Below are 22,180 nucleotides of genomic sequence, written 5' to 3'. Positions count from 1 at the left end.
TTATTGCTTAATCCAAATGAATATTATAAATTTAGGAATTCTTGCTCACATTGATGCAGGAAAAACTTCCGTAACCGAGAATCTGCTGTTTGCCAGTGGAGCAACGGAAAAGTGCGGCCGTGTGGATAATGGTGACACCATAACGGACTCTATGGATATAGAGAAACGTAGAGGAATTACTGTCCGGGCTTCTACGACATCTATTATCTGGAATGGAGTGAAATGCAATATCATTGACACTCCGGGACACATGGATTTTATTGCGGAAGTGGAGCGGACATTCAAAATGCTTGATGGAGCAGTCCTCATCTTATCCGCAAAGGAAGGCATACAAGCGCAGACAAAGTTGCTGTTCAGTACTTTACAAAAGCTGCAAATCCCGACAATTATATTTATCAATAAGATTGACCGTGCCGGTGTGAATTTGGAGCGTTTGTATATGGATATAAAAACAAATCTGTCGCAAGATGTCCTGTTTATGCAAACTGTTGTCGATGGATCGGTTTATCCGGTTTGCTCCCAAACATATATAAAGGAAGAATACAAAGAATTTGTATGCAACCATGACGACGATATATTAGAACGATATTTGGCGGATAGCGAAATTTCACCGGCTGATTATTGGAATACGATAATCGCTCTTGTGGCAAAAGCCAAAGTCTATCCGGTGCTACATGGATCAGCAATGTTCAATATCGGTATCAATGAGTTGTTGGACGCCATTTCTTCTTTTATACTTCCTCCGGCATCAGTCTCAAACAGACTTTCAGCTTATCTCTATAAGATAGAGCATGACCCCAAAGGGCATAAAAGAAGTTTTCTTAAAATAATTGACGGAAGTCTGAGACTTCGAGACGTTGTAAGAATCAACGATTCGGAAAAATTCATCAAGATTAAAAATCTAAAGACTATTTATCAGGGCAGAGAGATAAATGTTGATGAAGTGGGTGCCAATGATATCGCGATTGTAGAAGATATAGAAGATTTTCGAATCGGAGATTATTTAGGTGCTAAACCTTGTTTGATTCAAGGATTATCTCATCAGCATCCCGCTCTCAAATCCTCCGTCCGGCCAAATAAGCCCGAAGAGAGAAGCAAGGTGATATCCGCTCTGAATACATTGTGGATTGAAGACCCGTCTTTGTCCTTTTCCATAAACTCATATAGTGATGAATTGGAAATCTCGTTATATGGTTTGACCCAAAAGGAAATCATACAGACATTGCTGGAAGAACGATTTTCCGTAAAGGTCCATTTTGATGAGATCAAGACTATCTACAAAGAACGACCTATAAAAAAGGTCAATAAGATTATTCAGATCGAAGTGCCACCCAACCCTTACTGGGCCACAATAGGGCTGACGCTTGAACCCTTGCCGTTAGGGACAGGGTTGCAAATCGAAAGTGACATCTCCTATGGTTATCTGAACCATTCTTTTCAAAATGCCGTTTTTGAAGGGATTCGTATGTCTTGCCAATCTGGTTTACATGGATGGGAAGTGACTGATCTGAAAGTAACTTTTACTCAAGCCGAGTATTATAGCCCGGTAAGTACACCTGCTGATTTCAGACAGCTGACCCCTTATGTCTTCAGGCTGGCCTTGCAACAGTCAGGTGTGGACATTCTCGAACCGATGCTCTATTTTGAGTTGCAGATACCCCAAGCGGCAAGTTCCAAAGCTATTACAGATTTGCAAAAAATGATGTCTGAGATTGAAGACATCAGTTGCAATAATGAGTGGTGTCATATTAAAGGGAAAGTTCCATTAAATACAAGTAAAGACTACGCCTCAGAAGTAAGTTCATACACTAAGGGCTTAGGCGTTTTTATGGTCAAGCCATGCGGGTATCAAATAACAAAAGGCGATTATTCTGATAATATCCGCATGAACGAAAAAGATAAACTTTTATTCATGTTCCAAAAATCAATGTCATCAAAATAATGGAGCGGTCAGGAAATTTCTATAAGGCAATACAGTTGGGATATATACTTATCTCCATTCTTATCGGATGTATGGCATATAATAGCCTCTATGAATGGCAGGAGATAGAAGCATTAGAACTTGGCAATAAAAAAATAGACGAGCTCCGAAAAGAAATAAACAATATCAATATTCAAATGATAAAATTTTCTCTATTGGGTGAAACAATACTGGAATGGAACGATAAAGATATCGAGCATTACCATGCACGGCGTATGGCAATGGACAGTATGCTCTGCCGTTTCAAGGCCACCTATCCAGCAGAGCGCATCGATAGTGTGCGCAGTCTTTTAGAGGATAAGGAACGACAGATGTTCCAGATAGTCCGGTTAATGGATGAACAACAATCTATTAACAAGAAGATAGCCAATCAAATTCCGGTTATTGTACAGAAAAGTGTGCAGGAACAGTCCAAAAAGCCAAAACGAAAAGGTTTCTTAGGCATATTCGGCAAAAAAAAGGAAGTAACTCCAGCAGTATCAACCACTATCCTTCATTCGGTCAATAGAAACGTAATCAGCGAACAGAAAGTGCAGGATCGCCAATTGTCGGAACAAGCCGACAGCCTTGCAGCTCGTAATGCAGAACTTAACAGACAACTGCAAGAATTGATTTGCCAAATAGAAGAAAAGGTACAAACCGAACTGCAAAGCCGGGAAAACGAAATAGTTGCCATGCGTGAAAAGTCATTTATGCAAGTAGGCGGTTTAATGGGATTCGTTCTTCTATTGTTGTTAATTTCCTACATCATCATACATCGTGATGCAAAAAGCATTAAACAATACAAGCACAAGACAACTGATTTGATAAGGCAACTGGAACAATCCGTACAACGGAACGAGGCACTGATAACGTCAAGGAAGAAGGCGGTACATACTATCACCCATGAACTGCGCACACCGCTGACAGCAATAACAGGCTATGCCGGACTGATACGGAAAGAACAGTGTGAGGATAAGTCCGGGCAGTATATCCAAAACATACTGCAATCCTCCGACCGTATGCGGGATATGCTTAACACTTTGCTTGACTTCTTCCGCCTGGACAACGGCAAGGAACAGCCCCGTCTGTCCTACATCACTGCCAACCAGCAGATGATAGATGCCGCCAACGCCGGTACTCTCAAGTAACACGAATCATCATCAATTCTGATATCAGCCGGAGACTGATCCTGCACATGCGGGGCGGTCTCCGGTTTACTTTGTATCTCATCTTTTCAAACAACCTCTGATACAGGCACGGATTTTAAAGAGTTATTAGTAACTTTGCAGTGAAAAACATATATCATTTTCAGAAATGAGCATAACGGTATTAGGAATAGAGTCGTCATGCGACGATACTTCAGCCGCGGTCATACGCGACGGTGTGCTGCTCAGCAATGTCATAGCGTCGCAGGATGTCCATGCTGAATACGGGGGCGTAGTGCCTGAGCTTGCATCGCGTGCACATCAGCAGAACATTGTGCCGGTGGTGGACACGGCACTCAGGCGTGCCGGCATCGACAAGCACGATCTGTCGGCCATAGCATTCACCCGCGGTCCGGGTCTTCTCGGCTCGCTTCATGTGGGCACTTCTTTCGCCAAGGGTCTGTCGCTCGGTCTGCGTGTGCCCATAATGGATGTAAATCATCTTCACGGTCATGTGCTTTCTCATTTCATACGCCGAGAGGAGTCCGATCCGGTTCCTGAATATCCTTTCCTCTGTCTGCTTGTATCCGGTGGCAACAGTCAGCTGATACTTGTGCGCAATTACAATGACATGGAGATTCTCGGCCGCACTATCGATGACGCGGCCGGTGAGGCTTTTGACAAGTGTGCCAAGGTCATGGGGCTTCCTTATCCCGGCGGTCCGCATATCGACCGTCTTGCCGCCGAGGGCGATGCCGCCCGGTTCAAGTTTGCCAAGCCCCATATCGCGGGTCTGGATTACAGTTTCAGCGGGCTCAAGACATCGTTCCTTTACACGCTTCGTGACAATGTGAGGCTTGATCCCGATTTTGTCGAAAAGAACCGTGCCGACCTTGCCGCTTCGCTCCAGCGCACCATCATTGATATCCTGATGGACAAGCTCGACAAGGCTGTGAAGCAGACAGGTGTAAGGACAGTGGCTATCGGAGGCGGAGTCTCGGCCAATTCGGGCGTGCGTGATGCTGTGTCAGACTATTGCAGACGGCGTGAACTTAAAGCCTTTATCCCTCCTCGTCTGTTTACCACTGACAATGCCGCCATGGTCGCCATTGCCGGCTACTATAAATATATCGACAGAATATTCTGCCGTTATGACCAGGTGCCGTATGCGCGCGTAGGTGTGTGACCGGCAGAAATTGATTGTTAAGAGATTTTCATACAGGGAGAACGCAAGATGAAAGTATCCGTTATCGTCATTGGCGATGAATTGCTCATAGGTCAGGTGACCGACACTAATTCGGGCTGGATAGCCCGCCACATATCCCCTTATGGATGGGAGGTGAATGACGTTCAGACCGTTGGCGACAATGCCGAGGAGATACGTCGTGCCATAGACCGGGCTTTTGAGTCAAGTCAGGTTGTGCTGACTACGGGAGGCCTCGGTCCTACAAAGGATGACATAACCAAATCGGTGCTCCGGGATTATTTCGGAGGTGAGATGGTGACCGACCCGTCTGTGACAGAGAATGTCAACCGCATTTTCGCCCGCCGGGGCATAAAGATGAATCCGCTTACGGCGGCGCAGGCCATAGTCCCGAGTTCATGCCGTGTGATCCAGAACCGTGTCGGGACTGCTCCCATCATGTGGTTTGAACGTGAGGCTGACGGCAAGGTGCTCGTATCGATGCCGGGCGTGCCGTTCGAGACTTCCACGATGATGGCCGAAGCCGTGTTTCCTGCCTTGCGGGAGCGGTTTCCATCGCCGTTGCATATAGAGCATGCCGTGCTTATGGTGACCGATTACACCGAGAGCGGTCTTGCAATGAAGATAGCCGGTTGGGAGGAGGCTCTGCCTGAATATATGCATCTTGCCTATCTGCCTAAGCCCGGGCTCATACGTCTGCGTCTTGACGGCCGTCATGAGGATGCAGCTTTCATAAAGAAAGAGGTCGAAAGGGAGATTGCTGCACTTAAGGATATACTTGGCCCGGCCGTACTTTCCGACGAGGATCTTACTCCGGCCGAGATACTTCTGAAGGAGTGTGCCGCAAAGGGGGTCACAATATCCACGGCTGAGAGCTGTACCGGCGGCAACATAGCTCATGAACTCACGCTTATACCCGGGGCTTCCGAGGTGGTAAACGGCGGGGTGGTTTCATACAGCAATGAAGTAAAGGTCAATGTGCTTGATGTCTCGGCCGCTGACATTGAAGCGCATGGAGCTGTCAGCATTCCGGTGGTGCGTCAGATGGCAGCCGGGGCACAACGCGTGGCCTCATCCCGGCTCGCAATGGCGACGAGCGGCATTGCCGGCCCGGGGGGAGGCTCCGAGGAGAAACCCGTGGGCACGGTGTGCATATGTGCCCGACTTGATGACAGAGAACTTTATGAGACAGCACGTTTCAACGGTTCCCGCTCCCGGGTGATCGACTCGGCTACCACACGCGCTCTCATTCTCGCCGTAAAGCTTGTTAAAGGATTGTAGTCAGCGTCCAATACTTACGATAGAGCCACAGCTCCGAAATTAGCGGCTGTGGCTCTGTCGTTGTTGTATATAATAGTAATAAGTAACTCTTATAAATTAGTTATAATTAAAATAATTTCAAGTAACCCTTCGGGCTGACACATCCTTATTCGTCTTTTCGGCGATTTTCGCGCTGTAGCTCAGTCGTGTAGCTCGCTACACTCCTTCGCTCCATCCCGAAAACCGCTCGAAAATACTTCATAATTATGTATCAGCTAATTTATGCGAGTTACTTAGCAGCTGTAATATATAAATAGCGATTTGTCCTTAAGTCGTTAATTATTCGGTTTGTTTCTTGTGATTGCCCGGTAGACAGTGTCGGATATGCGGGCCATTATGTCGGAGGCTTGTTTTTCATTTCCGGCGAAGTCTTTGACGAGGATGACAAGCGTGTATGACGTGCCGTCGGGGAGCGTGATGTATGCGGCGTCATTGTGGGCGGTGAGTATGCCGCTCTCGTTGATGTATCCTGATCCGGTCTTATGGGCTATTGTTATGCCGTCCTTGCCGGCAAGCGGTGCGGCTATACGGTCAGCCCCTGTGTGACAGCCACGCATTGTCTCACATATGAATTCCTGTTTTTCAGTGCTTAATATGCTGTCGGTGAACAGCCGTTCCACAAGCCTTGCCACGCCTGACGGTGATGAGTGGTTGTTGTAGCTCTTGGCATGATCAGACTGCATGTCGGATTCTCGCTCAGTGATCCTGAAACAGTTGCGCGGGATGAGTGTGGCTATCAGACTGTCGGTTTCAGCGACGCTTACCAACCGGTCAAACATCAGATTGCTCGCATTGTTGTCGCTTTGCATCAGTGTGTATCTAAGGAGCTCGCTTACGGGCATTCTGAAGTGTGCGTCCTGATGCTCCTTGAGCATGGGGCTCCAGGTATCTGGGTTGAGCGATGTGCGGTCGAATTCCAGTATTGTGTCAAGCGGAATGCCTTTGAGATCGAAAGAATGGCAGACGGCTATTGCCTGATGCATCTTGAAGACGCTCATAAGGGCATATTTGTCAATGTCGTTTACTGTCACTGTATCCCTGCTGTCAATTATAGCCGCGACACCGATTTCTCCCGGCATGCCGGAGATGATGGCGGATATGCTGTCACGCACGGCTGCTGTGTCTATGGCAGCACCTATGGCAGCACCTTTGCCGCCGCCGATAAGCGCACCGAGACCGGCACCCACGCCGGCACCGCTGCCTCCGCCTATAAGCGCACCCTTACCTGTATTGTTCATTGACGAGCATCCTGTCATCCCCAGCACACATACCGCCAGCATAGGGATACCAATAATCTTCAGAAGTTTCATTTAATATCTGTTTTTTAAGTTAAATTTTTTAGTAGATGACAAAAATTAATTTTTTGTCAGTTATATGATTGATTTTTTAATTAGTTATTACTTGTAAAAGTCCCTGAAAATTAGTAACTTTAAAGAAAAGTTTGACCGCTTTTTCCATGAAAGTTACGACAACTCTCAGGGACAATGGCAAAGTTAATCAAATCGTCCCGATTATGCAAGAGCATCTTGGCTCGGTAATGAATCTTGCCCGCATAAAATTGCTTGCGTTTGTTCTTCAGGCACTTTGCGTTGTGCAGACAGTCAGTCTCCACAAGATAGCATCTGCAATGCCTACATGTGTGGAGCGTGATTCCAACCTGCGCCGTCTGCAAAGGTTCCTTGCCGGATATGCCCTCAACCTTGACCTTATCGCCAAAGTGATATTTGCTCTTCTGCCCGTCAAGACAGGACTGGTCCTGAGCCTTGACCGCACCAACTGGAAATTCGGTGAGGTCAACATCAATATCCTTATGCTTGGTGTCACTTACAAGGGTGTTGCCTTTCCTCTGCTCTTTACCATGCTCGACAAACGCGGCAATTCCAATTGGAAAGAACGGATGCGGCTGATTGATAGATTTATACGGTTGTTCGGAGCCGAGTGTATCGACTCTCTTGTTGCCGACCGCGAGTTTGTCGGCAAGGAATGGGTCGAATATCTCAACAACAGACGCATCCGATACTATCTGCGGATTAAACAGAATTTTTGGTTGCGCAATCCCAAATCCTGCCAGGATGTCAGGGCGTGGCATCTGTTTCACGGTCTTAAGCTCGGCCAGGAACGTGTCTACGACAAGCTGTTTCTCCTCAAAGGGGAATATGTCTATATTTCCGGAGCCTTGCTGAAAAACTCCGATGGCGTGCCTGAACTGCAAATTCTGATTTGTTATAACCGCCCCGAAGAGGCCGTTGCCACTTACAAACAACGATGGCAGATTGAGACATGCTTCAGAGCTATGAAATCCTCCGGCTTCAACATCGAGGACACCCACCTGCGCGACATCAACCGCATCGCTCGTCTTACGGCGATGGTCTGTATTGCATTGGCGTGGGCGTATCTTGTTGGTGAACATAAGGATATCAATGTAAAAGCTATCAGAATATTGAAACACGGCAAGAGAGCCAAATCACTAATCAAGTATGGTCTGGAAGAAATCGCAAACGTTCTTCTAAGACCGCTCTACAAGCCGAAATTCGATGTGTTCAAATTTTTGTCATGTACTTAATGAAACCATACCTGCAAACAGCAGCGAAATAATTGCAAAATACTTTTTCATAATGTTGAATTTTTGATTGGTTTTACTGCTGCAAAGGTATGGCTGGATAGTTTCATCCGATAATTTATAGTTTCAGATTGCAAATCGTAACTCATTGATTATCAATGGGGGGGGTAATTATTTTTGGAGCACGCCCTCGGATAATTTAAGATTAGGTGTAAAATTGTAAATAAACACCCTTTTTTGAAGAAGATGTTAGCTATAGATTTTATATAATATGATATGTCAAAGCATAAAAAAAGATAGAGTCTCGCATTTGGAAACTCTATCTAAAAAATAAGTGATTATAATGAATGTCTTATTACTCGAAACTCTTAAGTAGCTTTCTAATATAAATGCCGAGATTGGTATCATGTTCATTGATCCCTAATTTCTCACGCACCTCGCTACTATTATTGTAGTGAGAACGCATCTTTATATATGAACCCACCTCTTTGCCCTTAAGGCCGAGTGCATATAAGCAGCAGTAGCTGATTTCCCAATCGGTTAGACCTCTATCCTCAAGATATTTAATAAATTTCGGGTGACTACCAGCAAAGGCCAACTTAGTAGATACCATAAATGTGTCTTTATTAGCTAATAACTCTTCCATCTCTTTACTTGCTGTTCTATCAATATCACTATTATTTGTTATGAAAGCTGTAAAGAACTTATTTAATAGCTCTAATCGCTTACCAACAGCAGTCTTAATATCTGGAGCCAATTCATCACTCTGGGCAAGCAGATTAGTTAAGTTATCGCGCTCTTCCTCCATCTGCAAATATAATAGTCTGTACTTCTCCATTTCTTGCTCGGCAAAAGCTTTCTCCATTCTGTTGACTTTTAACCGCGCACGAATCCATAAAAGGATTGTAATGAGCAATATAATGAAGATTGTTGCAAATAGAAAAACACGATTTTTTGCTTCTCTTTCTTTAATAGTCTCCAATTCCAAGTTATGTCTTTCTTTAACGAACTTGGTGTCTTGCGTATACACGGCATAATCAATACTATCTGATAATACAATATATTCCTCATAGGCTTCAAGAGATTTTTTATACTCGCCAAGATTCTGGTATGCATCTGATATGACAGCATAATATTTTCGATCCTTATGTATATCTATACCTTTAGTGTATTGAGACAGAACTGATAATATCTCATTATACTTTTGAACTCTCAAATATGCATTTGAAATAGTAAGCCAATCGATTCTTGACTCAGAGATAGTTTGTATATATTCTGTGATAACATCTATTATCTCTTCTTCTCTACCGTAATCAATCAGATAGGTCAAATATGCTGAATAGAAATCAGCTAACCTATTTTGGCTTATGGAGCTAAGTAAACGTTTGCATTCTTCAATATAGTGTAAGGCATTCTCTGGTTCTTTTTTTAATGTATAGCCATTTATTATTCTAATTAGGCAATTAGCATAACTGTTGAGAACGCCTGCTTCTTTGAAATAATCAGCAGCATTTTTATTACATTCAATGAAATTATCCCAGTCAAATAACGAATAATATATTTTGCTTTGAGCAAAATGAGTTCTCGCGATTGTTAATATATCATCTGACTCATTACCTGCGACAATTGCATTTACAAAACAGTCCATCGCCAAAGCATCATTGCCCATGTTCTGATATATGCGACCTTGATAATAATATGTGCGAAGTTTATCTGTTGCAGAGCCATTATCCTCATAATAGTCAATAGCAGGTTGCAGAACCTCAAAGTCCGTCTTGTCAACGAAGTTCTTGTCTAATGCCATAGAGTAGAGTAAGGCGTGTTTCGCTTTCTCCTCTTTGCCAGATAACTCAGCCGTATTTATTTGCTCCAATAAAACTAAAGCACTATCAGGCTTCTCTTCTATGTACGACTCAACCTGGGACAAAGTATCCCAATGTGCTGAGTGACTATTACAAGACGCCAAACAAATTACTAGAAAGAGAATAGACAAAAAATGCTTCATATACATTATAAATTGTAATTTTCTGCAAAGTTAAGCGATTTTTCTCAAAATCAGCCTTTCGCATCGATGAAAGTGCGTTTTTACCAACTATTTAGATGCCTTATACTGTTCAGCTTCTTTTAAAATTTTTGTTATAAGTTCTGTATATTGCTGTCGCTTCTTGCTTAATTTCTTTCTGAATTTTATTAGTTGTTCATCGGTCTGTTCATCAAAAAACAGGTTGTTTTGACGCTGATATTGCAGATACTCTTGCTCCTTGCGTTCAGCAATTGTAATTTGTGCTTTGGTAGAGGTGAGTTTGGATAGCAAGGAGTTGAAATCTGTGTTTAACCCAGTACGCTTATCATAATAGGAGTAGTAAGTATGTATATTCTTCTTGGGGTATTGGCACAGGAGCTTGGCCTCTCGCCATCGGATTACCCAGCGATAACGCTCGTGTAGTTCTCTCGGTAGGTCGTAATGATATAGCACTACACGCTCACCATTCTCTTCCTTATATTCTATGGATATATATACCCATTTCTCAATTTTGAGTTCACGCTCTGCTTTTGCCAGTTCGCGGGCATATTCCCACCAGCTATCCATCTTCTCCTGTGCCATATTCTTCTTTACGCTGTCTGTACCTGTTTCGCTTGCCACACCTGATGAGCATTAATTACATCCTGACGCTCTTTCTCAAGCAGAGCTTCCGTTTCGGGAGTGTAGCCGAGAAACTCGATGCAACCGCCATTGTATCCCGTGAGTTTGCAGCGGATACCGGCTTTCTCCAATTTATCCATTCGTTTCTGTGCAGTCTTGGCACTTGAGTATGATAGTGGCCAAAAATATTTATCGCCACTATGTCCGTAGGAATCTTCACCGAGTACCATCTTGCCTTGCAATCGCTGGCTGTTGTGGAAACTGAAGTATGCACCGCCCAATGCCTGGCGTATTGCCTTGTGTGCAGCACCTTCGGGGTGCTTGAAGACATCGGGTTTCTTGCCCTTACAATCTAATTTTGGCAGTTCTACCTTGTATGGTTTCTTGTAGGTTCCAACTCCCAATGTAAGGTAGAAGTTCGTGCAGAAGTAGTCGGTCATCGGATCGCTGTCATCAAAGTTGTATGACATCACAAAGTCGCAGACATTCTTCATAACCTCCTTGGCTCTGTCGGTGAGCGTTTGGTCTCCATCAATGTTATAATGGTTCACATCGTGGTGGAACACTACGCCCTTATCCTTCTTGAATGCCTCGAAGTCGGCTTTGACAAGGCGGATATGTATAGAGTTATAGTGGTGCCTTGATACGGAGAACTTATACTTGGGATAGGTCTCCTTCATCCATTTACGCACCAGTTCCACAATCTCAGGAGCGTGCTGTCCTTGATAGTTGCGACCTTTCCAACGATACTCGTTATATACGAAGTCGGTATACTCCTTTGCCGATGCTCCTGCGTAGTCGTTCTCATAGCCTGAAGCATTTGCCGATATGGTAGTATCGTTCTTCCAAATCTCGTGGAGCCGTTCAAACTCCACATTTATCTGTTGCATCACTTCGGTGCTGCCACCTTTGTCGGGGTGGTTCTCCAATGCCAAGCGGCGGTACTCCTTCTTGAGTTCCGCCAATGAATGTATATTCTTAAAGTAAGCCATAGTAGTAAATGTTAGTAGGTTAATACCATTGTGAAATACTCCATGCACTCGGACTCAATGCCGAGGCCACTGCAAGAGAGTTCAATGTCACTCTCATGCAGGTCGTTTACCTCTTGCAGCTCTCTGAGGTGGCGTATCTCATCATTCAGATACTCCTTTGCGGTCGCTTCATCGCAACCGCACGAACCGCATATTCTCTCGATGATTTCGTTCTCAGCCATAGTAGTAAGTATTAAGATTGTGATTTGCAATAGAGTTCTCGTTGGATATCGTAGTCTTGACCGTTCCACCAATCGTTACAGGCATCTACAAAGGATTGTGAGCCATCTTCCGATGAAAAGTCTGCTTCACGCAAGCTTGTTATGCTTTCCAATGTTATAAAGTCAAGGTCTTTCCACCAGTCTTGCATACGCTGCTTGTAGTCGCTCAATGTGCAGAAATTCTGACTCTGTTCACAGTCTGCACACCATTTGCAGTCCGTATCGTCATCATCTACATCACTTAGATACTCATTGGTATTGGCATTTACCCAAACCTGAATCTCAATTTTTCTTGAACCGCAAGCATCACAAACATATACATCTTCATCGTGTGGCTCCTCTCTTGTGGCCTTGCCGTCATAGAGTGCCACAGCACGATTGACAAGCAGTTCTCGGTTGTTGTCCGAGAGTTCGGCATAGAATCGTTCTGCCGCTCCGAGGATAGATTTGCTTGCAAGGGAGTTCCACTTCTCCCAGAAGTGCTTATAAGCACCTCCGAAGGTAATCTTGCACTCTTCCTCGCCCCAAGCATTCCACATATAGTAGTGGAAACTCGATACTGCATTTACAGGGTCTAATCTCATAGTCGTAATCATTAAGCGTTATTATCTCTGTTCTCTTCCAACTGTTGCCATATGGCATCGTATATCTCATATAGCCAGTCGATGTTCTTTGCTCCGAGTTCAAAGGGTGTGGAACAAGTCACCTCATTGTTGCCAATCTTGTCGTGAGCAATTACCGTCATGCTATTGTCCGTTACCTTGACACCCATTACTTTGCACTCGTATGGGTCTCCGTCCCAATTGAACCATATTACCCAAACAGGATCATACTGCTCTTCGGGAAAGGTTATTTCTGTCAGCCCGTGCGAGTAGAGCAACTGCCTTATGGCATCAATGATGTCCTTACGGAGTGTCTCTATCCTGTCGGAGAAGTCCATCTTCAGACGCTTTGTTTCGTTCTCTTTCTCTGTGTAGGATAGAATCTGCATATCGGGGTGAACATCGAATTCCCAATCCACATCGTCATCATCAAGTGTAGTGTGAATGTTACCACCCAATACCAGCCCGCAATCCCTTGTTACCATTGTGCGTGCTTCATTGCGGTCATCTGCCGCTACGGTGTAAGTACCCTCGAAGAGGTATCTTACCTTTACTTCAATCTTCTTCATACATTGATATTTTTATTGTTAATACTGATTAGTTTGCCGGAACGATGCTTACCTGCTTTCCAAAGAAAGAGTCGCAGACACCATAGACATGCTTGATGGAGCAGTCATACTCGGAGCGTTCATTGTCAAGTCGCAGGCGGAAGCCGTAGCCATCCTTGCGTGCCTTATCCAGTCGGATTCTGACATCGCTCTTGAGTTCCATCTCTATCAGACTGCCACCACCATACATCGAGCTGAACAGCCCACAGGTGTTACCTTTGGGGATAATGACCTCCTTGATTTTGAAGTCGGCATCGTAAAGGTCGCGTAGGTTTACAAGACCGATATAGGTAAGCAGGTTAGCTCCACAGCAGGAGTTCTCCAACTCCTGGCAGAAATCCTCGTAGGATACCTGCTCCTTGCCGTCACGATACTTCTTGTTCGGGAATCTTCCATATACGGTATAGCCTTTCTCCGTCAATGCCTTCTTCACCTTTGCAGGGTTGAGGCGAAGGGTATCAATCATATCCCCGAAGTAACTCTCATTGTATCGGAAGCCACCTTGTGACTCTAACCAGCAGGAGTTGATGCAGTCGTAGTTGGATAGCATCTCCACACGCACAGGAATATCTCTGGTGTTCTTGATAAGGTCGTTTACCGTTGTGGAGTCATCACGCTCACGTATCTCGTCCCTTATCTCATCATCGTGTTCCTCGAAGAAGGCTTCTACTTCACCCTCTTCAAAATCGTGGAAGTCGATGCAGTGGCTCTTCAGCCCCTTGATAATCTCCTGTGTTGCCTGCTCCTCGGCATCCTCATACCAATCCTCGACCTTAGACCATAGATCCTCGCAGCCTTGTTTTTCAAGGCATTTCTGTAATAAGTCTCGGTTCTCATCAAAACTTTCCCGATAGTCCACCCATACGAGGGTGTAGTTCTCGTCCATTATGCTTTCGATGAACTCCATTGTGAGTGTTTTCTTTGCTTCGTTCATTTGTCGTTACCTGTGTACGGCAGGATTCGGTTTTCCCGTACATATTTCTATAAATGCGAAGAGCGACCTTGTGGCCGCCCTTCGGTTACTCTTTACCGTTGAATATCTCTTCGTATCTCTCTTTCTCCATCTCCGTCTCTGCGTTGAAACTGAAATGTGCCGTATATCGGTATCCTGTTCTGGGATTGCCACCGAACTTTTGGATAGCCATATCTATCTCCCAATCCACCTCACCTATGCCGAGCGATATGCAGTCATAGTGCAACAGGTGGTGAGCCAGTCGCAGTGCAGAGTCACTCTTTCTTTCGTGCCTCAGATGGTCGAAGGCTCGTATCGCTATCTCTCTGTTGGATACCTTGATTGTCGTTCCCATATTCTTTGATGGTTAGTTGAATACTCTATCATCGTTCTCTTTATCCTTTGCTGCAAGCATACAGAACGGCATATCCAATATGCGGTGTGAGAAGCACATATCGGAGTTATAGTCCGTGCGTTGCCACAGCGTGAATTTCTCATCGGCAAACGACCATCGGAAATATCCCGACAGTGAGCCGAACTGAGGATTTACATTCCTTGCTATGAGATACCTGTTCACATCCATAATATGCTTTGCAATGAGTATGATGTTTAGTATCTCCACAAATGCCAACTGCGAGTATGGGTCAATCGGCATTACCGGTCCTTTGAAACTGATTTCCATATATCCTTTATTTTAGTTATAGTTATCATCGAATATCTCATACTGAAGAGGGAGCATATCGCAGAAGTTGCCCGATATGCCCGTATATACCAAAGCATCATCGGCAATGTCGGCAAGTTCCTCTTCGGTCTCCTGTATGGTGTTACCGTATATATCCTGATAGTGCGACACCATCATATGCGGATCATCGGTGGTGATGTCATATCCGAAGTGTTCGCTCCATGTGACGAAATACTCCCTTTCGTTCTCATCGAGCCTTTCCATGGCATCGCGTATCTCGAAGAAGTTGGGACATATCCATTCACGCCTTATCAGCCTGTCGGGTATATTCTCCCACTTGGTATATCTGTACTCGGGTTCCTCTTCTTCGGGAAAGAGGTCGGAGCAGGCACAGAGGAATTCTCCCATATCGCTGTAATCGGACATCTGCACCCAGTAGTCCTTGTACTCTTTCCCGTCCATGATGTGCTGTGTGGTTACGGCAACCTCAGCATTGTTCAAATCCATATTTTCCATAGACTTTCTGTTTAACTTGTTACTCGCTGGCTTCCCCAGCTGATATGTATCTTACCCTCGCTGTCCGTAGAGCGTATCAGCAGGCTGTCGATGACCGACATGGTGATGTCGAACTCCTCGAAGATTTCCGACTGCTCCTTCACTTCGCCCGTCTTGATAAACTCGTTGAGACGCTCTTTGGTAAGTACCAATGCCATCAGGTTCTGCTCAACGGAGTCCTCGTAGGTGACATAATGCACATCCTTCATCTCCTTGGAGTCAAGGCGTATGAAGCGGAAGTAGAACTGCTCCATCTTGGGTATGTTCCATTGTAGCGACTCCAGTATCACATCGTTGCAGGTAGGTATGTTTACCGAGCTACTTAGGCTCTGCTGCGTACATATCAGTATGCCGTTGATGGTGGAGTCGAACTCCGTGACGATGCTCTGACGCTTCTTGAACGCCACATCTCCCTTCACGACATATATCGGTCTGTCGGGAAAGCGTTCACGGATATAACTCTCATAGAGGTCAAAGGCGGCAAGTGTGGTACAGCCGATGGCGACCTTGCCAGGTATCTTGCGTATCAATGATTCTATATATCGTGTCTTGCTCGGATAGTCATCACCGTAGTATCCCGATATGAGGTGTGGTACCGAACAAGCCTTGATAAGCAGCTTTATCTGTCGCATAAGCCTCAGTCCTGCATCCTTCTTCGTGTCACCCGTGCTGTTGTAGTAGAGTTCGCATATACGGCAGAACTCCTCGATGATGACACGATATACCTCGTGTTCACCCTCTGACGGGCTTACGGTATGTGTCCGTATCTTGTATTTCTCGCCTGCAAAGTCTCGGAACTTACGGGTGATGATGGTCTTGCCTATGAGGTCGAAGAGTTCATCCTTGTTATAGACATCCTGATTCTGCTTCTCTATGCCGAATACCGTAGCCTTACCCGGACAGTGGCAGGCACGAAACAGTACATGACCTCTGAACGCTGGGAATGGCTCTCCGCAGTGGAGGTTCCTTTCACATTCTATCTCCTTATCTCTGTTCTCGTGGTAGATACTGCTGCACCAACAGGTCATATTGACCGAGTTGTTATAGAGTAACTCAAACTGACTATATAGCTCTGCGATATTGTTACGGGTGGTTGTTCCCGTATCGAGAATCTTGTATTTGAGTCTGCGGAACACTGCCAAAATATGCTTTGTGCGTTGCGATGAAGGGTTGGTAATTTCGTCCGACTCATCGAATACAAGGCATAGCTTCCTTGACGACAGTTTCACGAAACGCATAAGGTCGCGTTTGAGCTTACCGACCATAGAGGTGGATAGCAGCAGGAAGATACCTCTCGGCACATCTTCGAGATCCTTGTATGTGCGTATCACTCTGTATCGCTCCTTGTTGATGGTGAGGAACGGAGTCCAGGTCATATTGGTGGCAATGGCAGGGGCAAGTATCACCACATTGCGTACCTTGCCATATTTGAGCAGATACTTGGCTCTGTGATATACCGCTGCGGTCTTGCCGGAGCCTTGCTGCCAGTTGAGCAGAGCATACCTTTTCTGAAGTACAAGGTTCAGATCGTGCTTCTGCAACTGCGTGAACTCGCATACCTCGCCATCTTTATTTATGAAGGTGGCATTATCGAGATACTCGGCAAGGACATCGTCTGTTTCCATATCGGAGAAGGGTTGGTTCTGTATATCATAGAGCCAACGCTTACGGCGGATAAGCCTTTTGGCGATGCGTATCTGTCGCAGATTCTTCTCGGTTGCTATCTCCGGCATAGGTAGAGTACTGCTATCCAGTATAAGGCCGTTGATGCTTGCCGCCTTATGTTCCACCTTGTCAAGCAGTCGTGGTGCATACTGCTTGAGCTTGAAGCCGTAGGAGGTCTTTACCAATGCCACCTCCTTGCGTGGCACGACATTCTGCGAGGTGATATACTTGCGTATGGTGGCCAGCACTTTGGCGGTGGTCAGCTTCTTGCGTTCCCACTCCTTCATCTGCTCGTTGGTGGCATTCTCTGGAGGCTTCTGGTTACGGAACTTGGTAACAAGAGCAACTGCCTTGTCGATATGCTTGTTGAGTCTTGCGTGAGCCTTCAACTCGTACATATACTTGGCGAGCTTGTACTCGAAGTGCTCCAACTCCTCCTTGTCTATGCGGTTGGTCTCACGCATAAGGTCAAGACGCAGGCGGTGCTTCATCTCACGGGCTTTCTTTACTCTCTCCTTGAGTTCAGCCATAGAGACAAACTCCTCGGCATTGTAGGGATTCATCTCAATATGCTGTGAGCGACGCAGGAAGACCATTATCTTGGTGTTGAAGTTATCTACACCTACCGATGTGAAGACGTGCGGTGACAGTCTTGTCTGTCCGATGAAGGAGAAGTCCTCATTGACTCTTCCTACACGGCTCTTCTCCCAGAACTCATTCTGCATAAAGGAGGCAGGGACGATGATCATCAGGAAGCCTGCGGGATTAAGCAGACGATAGGCTTTGTCGATGTAATACTCCTGTGATAGTCGGAAGTCGAACTTCAGATTGAAGGGAGGATTACCGATTATGGCATCAAAGCGTTGCTCGGAGTGGTACTGCTGTATGTCGCACTTGTCGATATGTGCATCGGGATAGAGATACCTTGCCACTGCCACAGCCTTGCTGTCTATGTCAAAGCCGTAGGCGTTGTGTTGATTCGGCAGATGGTTGAAGAAGTTACCCATACCGCAACACATATCGAGAATCATCTCCGAAGATGTGGGAGAGAGTACATCTACCATATCCCGACATACCTCGTGCGGTGTGAAGAACTGTCCCATCTCGAACTCCTTCTTTGCCTCGGCATACTCGTGGTAGTTGGCGAAGTCCGACTGCTTGAGGTTATGCAGTCCTCCGATACCCGTATAGCAGTTGTATATACTCTCCGCAGGAATCATATCCTTACCGGAGTTGATGGCAAAGAGAATCTTCTCGTTGATCTCTGCACGCTTGCCTTGCGGTATCTGTTGTGGTATGATGGCATACATGGCTGTAATGATTGAAATGGATAAAAACGAAAGACACCCCGCAGGCAGTACCTACGGAGTGTCATACATATCGTGTGGTCATCAGTTCTCGTCTCTTAGTTTGATTTCATTTAGTCGCAGTCGCTTAAAACAGCTCTCGGCAGTTGCACTGTCCTTGAACTTGACATCGATGCGGGTGTTTCCATAAAATTTAAGACTTACAGCATTGGTCGTTGTCAAGCCATACCAGCGGGATATATCTACATTACGGGTGTCAAGACCCATAATCATCTCGATACTGCCGCAGAGTACATCATCTGCACCAAAGGCAATACCTTCGCAAAAGCGGCTCACCTTACGGTCTGTTTCGTATGAGAACTTATAATCCTTATAGTATTCGTAATGGAAAGAGTCCCAAGTGACAATATCGGGGAAGATGATTTTGTCCTTCTTCAGTTCAGGCTTCACCTTGCTCCAATTAGATGGTCTCACCGTTTCAAGGAATCGCTTAATCAGCTCCTCCTCGGCAGTATCTCGGAAACTCTTGCCTCCAAGATGCTCGATAACCACATCCACGTATGTGTTATAGACAGGACGAAAATCTATCGGCAGAGTCTTCTCATCAATCTTCGGTGCTTCAACAGAGACGCTGTAGGTGTTATTGAAATAGCCGATGATGCGGTTGATGAAGTTCCTGATAGCGCTGTGACGACTATCTACCAACTCGTTGATGTTGTTGAAAGGAGTAAACTCGTGATGGGTATAATCCTTCTCATCATTATTGTACCGATAGTGGAGGTCATAGCTGCTTACAGTAATCTTACCGTTCGGCTCGTGCTTGAGTTTGATTTTACCCTCATACTTCTCGGCTTCTCTTTTGAAAATGTTGTACCACCAGGCAATCTGGTCGAGCGTCTTGTACAGCTCGTCCTGCTGATTCTGGCAATAGATACGGTCTTGCTCCGTAATCTTCTCTTCGTTTCTCACTTGTACCTTCAAGATACCTGATAGCAGGTCGGTGTGACCTGTTGATGTTGCTGATGTTGTCTGCATAATGATTAGTGTTAAAGGTTAGTATTTTCTTATTCCGGTTTAATGCGATAGAATGTAGAGATATGCTTCTCGCTATCCTTAACTATCTTGACCTGTTCAGGTCGGTATGACAACCTACGCTCTACGGCTTCGGCATCTACCTTGTTCCATTCGTCAAGTGTGAGGAACTCGAACAGACGCTTGTAGCACCATAGAACGAACAAGGTAGGGTCGGAACAGGTGAATATCGTTCCGTTGTGGTCCTTCACATACTCCTGCAATTCATCCTCATCACGGAATGCAATCTGCATGGAGTCGTATAGATTACCCTCTTTACGCTTACGCAAAGTGATTTTCTTCCAATCTTTGGTTGTAAAATCTCCGTACAAGGGATTTGGCTCGGAATAAGCCCATAGAGGAACTTTAGCCTTGAATCTCACCGTTCCGTTTACTGTTGCTCCACAGTGTCCCCATTCCTTGAAGTCCGCTTCAGCCCAGCCTACAAACTTGAACTTATCGGCATCAGCGTGATAGAACGGGCCACCGCTGACATCCACTTTGATAGCAGTGTCGCTTTCCCATACAAACGGAATAAACGGGTCGAGGCAGACATAGAATTTGTCCTCATGTTTTTTCTCTATCAAACCATGAGGATGATACTCTCCACCTTTCTGCGTATAGACAACTCTATCTCCAATCTTTGGAGTATGCTTTGAACGAGTGCTTTCAATTACCTCTACAAGAGAATTGACCATATCGACATCTTCCTGCGTCAATCCGTGATCACTGTCATATGAAACATTCAGAGGTAGGAGTGTTTCAAGTGTGTACCTTTTAGCTTTTGACATAACATTATATATTTCTTGTTAGTCCGGCTATTCGGGGCCGGAGTTCCCAAACTACAGGCTCTAAAAGGTCGTGTTCTCGTCAGGCAAGGTTGTGTGGAAAAATACAGAAAGCCCCACGGGGCGAGGATGATTTTTCCACGACACCCGCAGGGCTTGACCTTGCTTGGACGAACAGAACACGAGTTACCTTTGCCTGTGGTTTGGTGAACTCTGGTTACGAAAAACATTTATACACTTTTGCCGATTCGTTGAATTGTTATAATTTTGTGCAATTAAATGACATGAATCTGATGGAAGAAAATAAGTTTTATAAAGGAAAAGCTTTTGTCGTTGGTAATGACCATTATGATTATATGAAACCCAATTTGGATAATGCGGTTAATGATGCAAAAGCAATTCACAATGCGTTTCAATCACTTGGTTTTTTAATGATGCCTGAAGCATATGATATTGACATCTATACTTTTGACACATTATTTGAAGAGTTTAAATCAGATTTAAATAAATTTGATGTTGGCATCTTATATTTCTCTGGTCACGGTGTAGAAATAGAAGGCAAGAATTATCTTATAATGAAAGATACACCGATATCGGATCTTGCAAAAACAACAATAAGGCAGTCAGCAGATTTACAAAGTTGTTTGAACGAATTGCATGATTCTGGTTGTAAGATGATAATTGTCATAATTGACGCATGCCGTAATAATCCATTTGAGGGAAGAGAGAGAGGATGGGGATCTGTGAATCTTGCACCAGTTTTTGCACCTAAAGGGACTATAATTGCCTACTCTACATCACCAGGGGAAACAGCTTCTGATTTTGGAATGGAAGGGCATAGCGTTTATACAGGTGCCTTGTTAGCACATCTGAAAGAAGAGGGACTTGAAATAGAGACTTTCTTCAAGAAGGTCCGTTCAACAGTTAATGCTATGACTGGAGGGAAAAAAACGAGTTGGGAACACACTTCTCTAATTGGAACATTTTCTTTTAATTCAGGAAGAATGATACATATTCAAGAGTTGGACTATGATATAACTTCAATAAGAGATAAGGAGTTTCAGTCAAAAGATTTGGCAATAGTAGAAATTATCTCAATGCTGAAATCTTATAATTGGTATACACAAAATGATGCAATCACAGAGTTTGAAAAGATTTCTCCTAATGTAATCAGTAAAAATGACTTGTTTGTTATTGGAAGAAACTTATTACAAGCCGCTATTGGAGGTTCTAATAATGCTATAAACTTCTTAAAGGACGACAATAAGTTAATAAAATATACAATTGATAATGAAAACCATTTGTTAAATGGTATACTGTTTGAAATATATTTTAATAGAGATGGGCAATTTAGATATAAAACATTTAAAGCTGGATTGTTAGATGATATTATTAAATATGCATATAACGAATTACTTAATCCATCTTTTGATTTTATAGGTAATATTCTAAAAGAATTCTCACATTACTTAATGTTCATCCCATCAAAAAATGCAACGGCAATATCAATTAATGTAAAAATTGAAAAAGGACCTTTTAAAACGCCATGGGGTGAGTTAAATGATACATTATTTATTAAATCCATATCATTTGAAGGGTTTGAATTGATAGCAGATGAGGAAGAAATCAATGTTATAAAGGGTATTACTTTATATGAAATAAGCAAACATGAATTAAAAGATCTGCTTTCAAAAGGATATGCGATTCCATCTAATAAACTAAACTTAATATTCAATGAAGATATAGGTAATGATAGAATTTGTTTTAACAAGAATCTAAAATTAAACTTTAGAAACTTATAAAAAAATCGTATCTTTGCACTTAGAAAAGAGTTATTTGAAAAGCATGAGGAATATAGTGTA

The 22,180-nt window shown here is 44.3% G+C and carries 19 protein-coding genes and 1 pseudogene; 6 read left to right on the top strand and 14 right to left on the bottom strand.

Annotated elements, in window-relative coordinates; all coding sequences use genetic code 11:
• Positions 1-16: 16 nt before the first annotated feature.
• From tet(Q) to ACYIA1_RS07200, 4 genes and pseudogenes are all read left to right on the top strand, one after another.
• Positions 17-1,942 (top strand): tetracycline resistance ribosomal protection protein Tet(Q), encoded by a 1,926-nt coding sequence (tet(Q), locus tag ACYIA1_RS07215; protein ID WP_119236896.1) that lies wholly within the window; start codon positions 17-19, stop codon positions 1,940-1,942.
• Positions 1,942-3,054 (top strand): annotated as a pseudogene (locus ACYIA1_RS07210) (sensor histidine kinase); the annotation flags it as partial. The gene tet(Q) and the pseudogene ACYIA1_RS07210, both read left to right, overlap by 1 nt.
• Before the next feature lie 223 nt (positions 3,055-3,277).
• Positions 3,278-4,294, top strand: coding sequence for a tRNA (adenosine(37)-N6)-threonylcarbamoyltransferase complex transferase subunit TsaD (gene tsaD, locus ACYIA1_RS07205; RefSeq protein WP_297060443.1), 1,017 nt, complete (start codon positions 3,278-3,280; stop codon positions 4,292-4,294).
• 48 nt (positions 4,295-4,342) lie between these two features.
• Positions 4,343-5,593 (top strand): CinA family nicotinamide mononucleotide deamidase-related protein, encoded by a 1,251-nt coding sequence (locus ACYIA1_RS07200; RefSeq protein ID WP_297060442.1) that lies wholly within the window; start codon positions 4,343-4,345, stop codon positions 5,591-5,593.
• A 314-nt stretch (positions 5,594-5,907) separates the two neighbouring features.
• Here ACYIA1_RS07200 and bla read toward each other — a convergent pair whose 3' ends face one another.
• Positions 5,908-6,942, bottom strand: a complete 1,035-nt coding sequence (bla, locus tag ACYIA1_RS07195) for a class A beta-lactamase (protein WP_480334864.1) — start codon at positions 6,940-6,942, stop codon at positions 5,908-5,910.
• A 146-nt stretch (positions 6,943-7,088) separates the two neighbouring features.
• Here bla and ACYIA1_RS07190 point away from each other — a divergent pair, with 146 nt between their 5' ends.
• A complete protein-coding gene (locus tag ACYIA1_RS07190) occupies positions 7,089-8,195 on the top strand; it encodes an IS4 family transposase (RefSeq protein WP_480334862.1) in 1,107 nt (368 codons plus the stop codon).
• A 352-nt stretch (positions 8,196-8,547) separates the two neighbouring features.
• Here ACYIA1_RS07190 and ACYIA1_RS07185 read toward each other — a convergent pair whose 3' ends face one another.
• The 13 genes from ACYIA1_RS07185 to ACYIA1_RS07125 form a co-directional block, all read right to left on the bottom strand.
• A complete protein-coding gene (locus ACYIA1_RS07185; RefSeq protein ID WP_480334860.1) occupies positions 8,548-10,197 on the bottom strand; it encodes a tetratricopeptide repeat protein in 1,650 nt (549 codons plus the stop codon).
• An 87-nt stretch (positions 10,198-10,284) separates the two neighbouring features.
• On the bottom strand, positions 10,285-10,797 hold the full coding sequence (locus ACYIA1_RS07180) for a hypothetical protein (RefSeq protein WP_480334858.1): 513 nt from the start codon (positions 10,795-10,797) through the stop codon (positions 10,285-10,287).
• Positions 10,798-10,805: 8 nt separating this feature from the next.
• Positions 10,806-11,828 carry an LPD29 domain-containing protein gene (locus ACYIA1_RS07175; protein WP_480334856.1) on the bottom strand — a complete coding sequence of 341 codons (1,023 nt, stop codon included), beginning with the start codon at positions 11,826-11,828 and terminating at the stop codon, positions 10,806-10,808.
• Positions 11,829-11,839: 11 nt separating this feature from the next.
• A complete protein-coding gene (locus ACYIA1_RS07170) occupies positions 11,840-12,049 on the bottom strand; it encodes a hypothetical protein (protein WP_480334854.1) in 210 nt (69 codons plus the stop codon).
• 11 nt (positions 12,050-12,060) lie between these two features.
• Positions 12,061-12,672, bottom strand: coding sequence for a hypothetical protein (locus tag ACYIA1_RS07165; protein ID WP_480334852.1), 612 nt, complete (start codon positions 12,670-12,672; stop codon positions 12,061-12,063).
• Between the two features lie 11 nt (positions 12,673-12,683).
• On the bottom strand, positions 12,684-13,259 hold the full coding sequence (locus ACYIA1_RS07160) for a hypothetical protein (protein WP_480334850.1): 576 nt from the start codon (positions 13,257-13,259) through the stop codon (positions 12,684-12,686).
• Positions 13,260-13,287: 28 nt separating this feature from the next.
• Complete coding sequence (locus tag ACYIA1_RS07155; RefSeq protein ID WP_480334848.1) at positions 13,288-14,232, bottom strand: hypothetical protein; 945 nt, start codon at positions 14,230-14,232, stop codon at positions 13,288-13,290.
• An 85-nt stretch (positions 14,233-14,317) separates the two neighbouring features.
• A complete protein-coding gene (locus ACYIA1_RS07150) occupies positions 14,318-14,605 on the bottom strand; it encodes a hypothetical protein (protein ID WP_480334846.1) in 288 nt (95 codons plus the stop codon).
• A gap of 12 nt (positions 14,606-14,617) precedes the next feature.
• A complete protein-coding gene (locus tag ACYIA1_RS07145) occupies positions 14,618-14,932 on the bottom strand; it encodes a hypothetical protein (RefSeq protein ID WP_480334844.1) in 315 nt (104 codons plus the stop codon).
• Between the two features lie 12 nt (positions 14,933-14,944).
• Positions 14,945-15,448: a hypothetical protein gene (locus tag ACYIA1_RS07140; protein ID WP_480334842.1), complete on the bottom strand. Its 504-nt coding sequence runs from the start codon at positions 15,446-15,448 to the stop codon at positions 14,945-14,947.
• 11 nt (positions 15,449-15,459) lie between these two features.
• Positions 15,460-18,462: an N-6 DNA methylase gene (locus ACYIA1_RS07135; protein WP_480334840.1), complete on the bottom strand. Its 3,003-nt coding sequence runs from the start codon at positions 18,460-18,462 to the stop codon at positions 15,460-15,462.
• An 81-nt stretch (positions 18,463-18,543) separates the two neighbouring features.
• Positions 18,544-19,494: a hypothetical protein gene (locus ACYIA1_RS07130; RefSeq protein WP_480334838.1), complete on the bottom strand. Its 951-nt coding sequence runs from the start codon at positions 19,492-19,494 to the stop codon at positions 18,544-18,546.
• A 29-nt stretch (positions 19,495-19,523) separates the two neighbouring features.
• Positions 19,524-20,321, bottom strand: coding sequence for a DUF4121 family protein (locus ACYIA1_RS07125; protein ID WP_480334836.1), 798 nt, complete (start codon positions 20,319-20,321; stop codon positions 19,524-19,526).
• A 290-nt stretch (positions 20,322-20,611) separates the two neighbouring features.
• Between ACYIA1_RS07125 and ACYIA1_RS07120 the strand changes: the two genes are divergently transcribed.
• Complete coding sequence (locus ACYIA1_RS07120; RefSeq protein WP_480334834.1) at positions 20,612-22,120, top strand: caspase family protein; 1,509 nt, start codon at positions 20,612-20,614, stop codon at positions 22,118-22,120.
• Positions 22,121-22,180: the final 60 nt, after the last annotated feature.

This window comes from Parabacteroides sp. KHUB-02, assembly GCF_056640955.1.
This window is presented reverse-complemented; position numbering and strand designations above follow the sequence as displayed.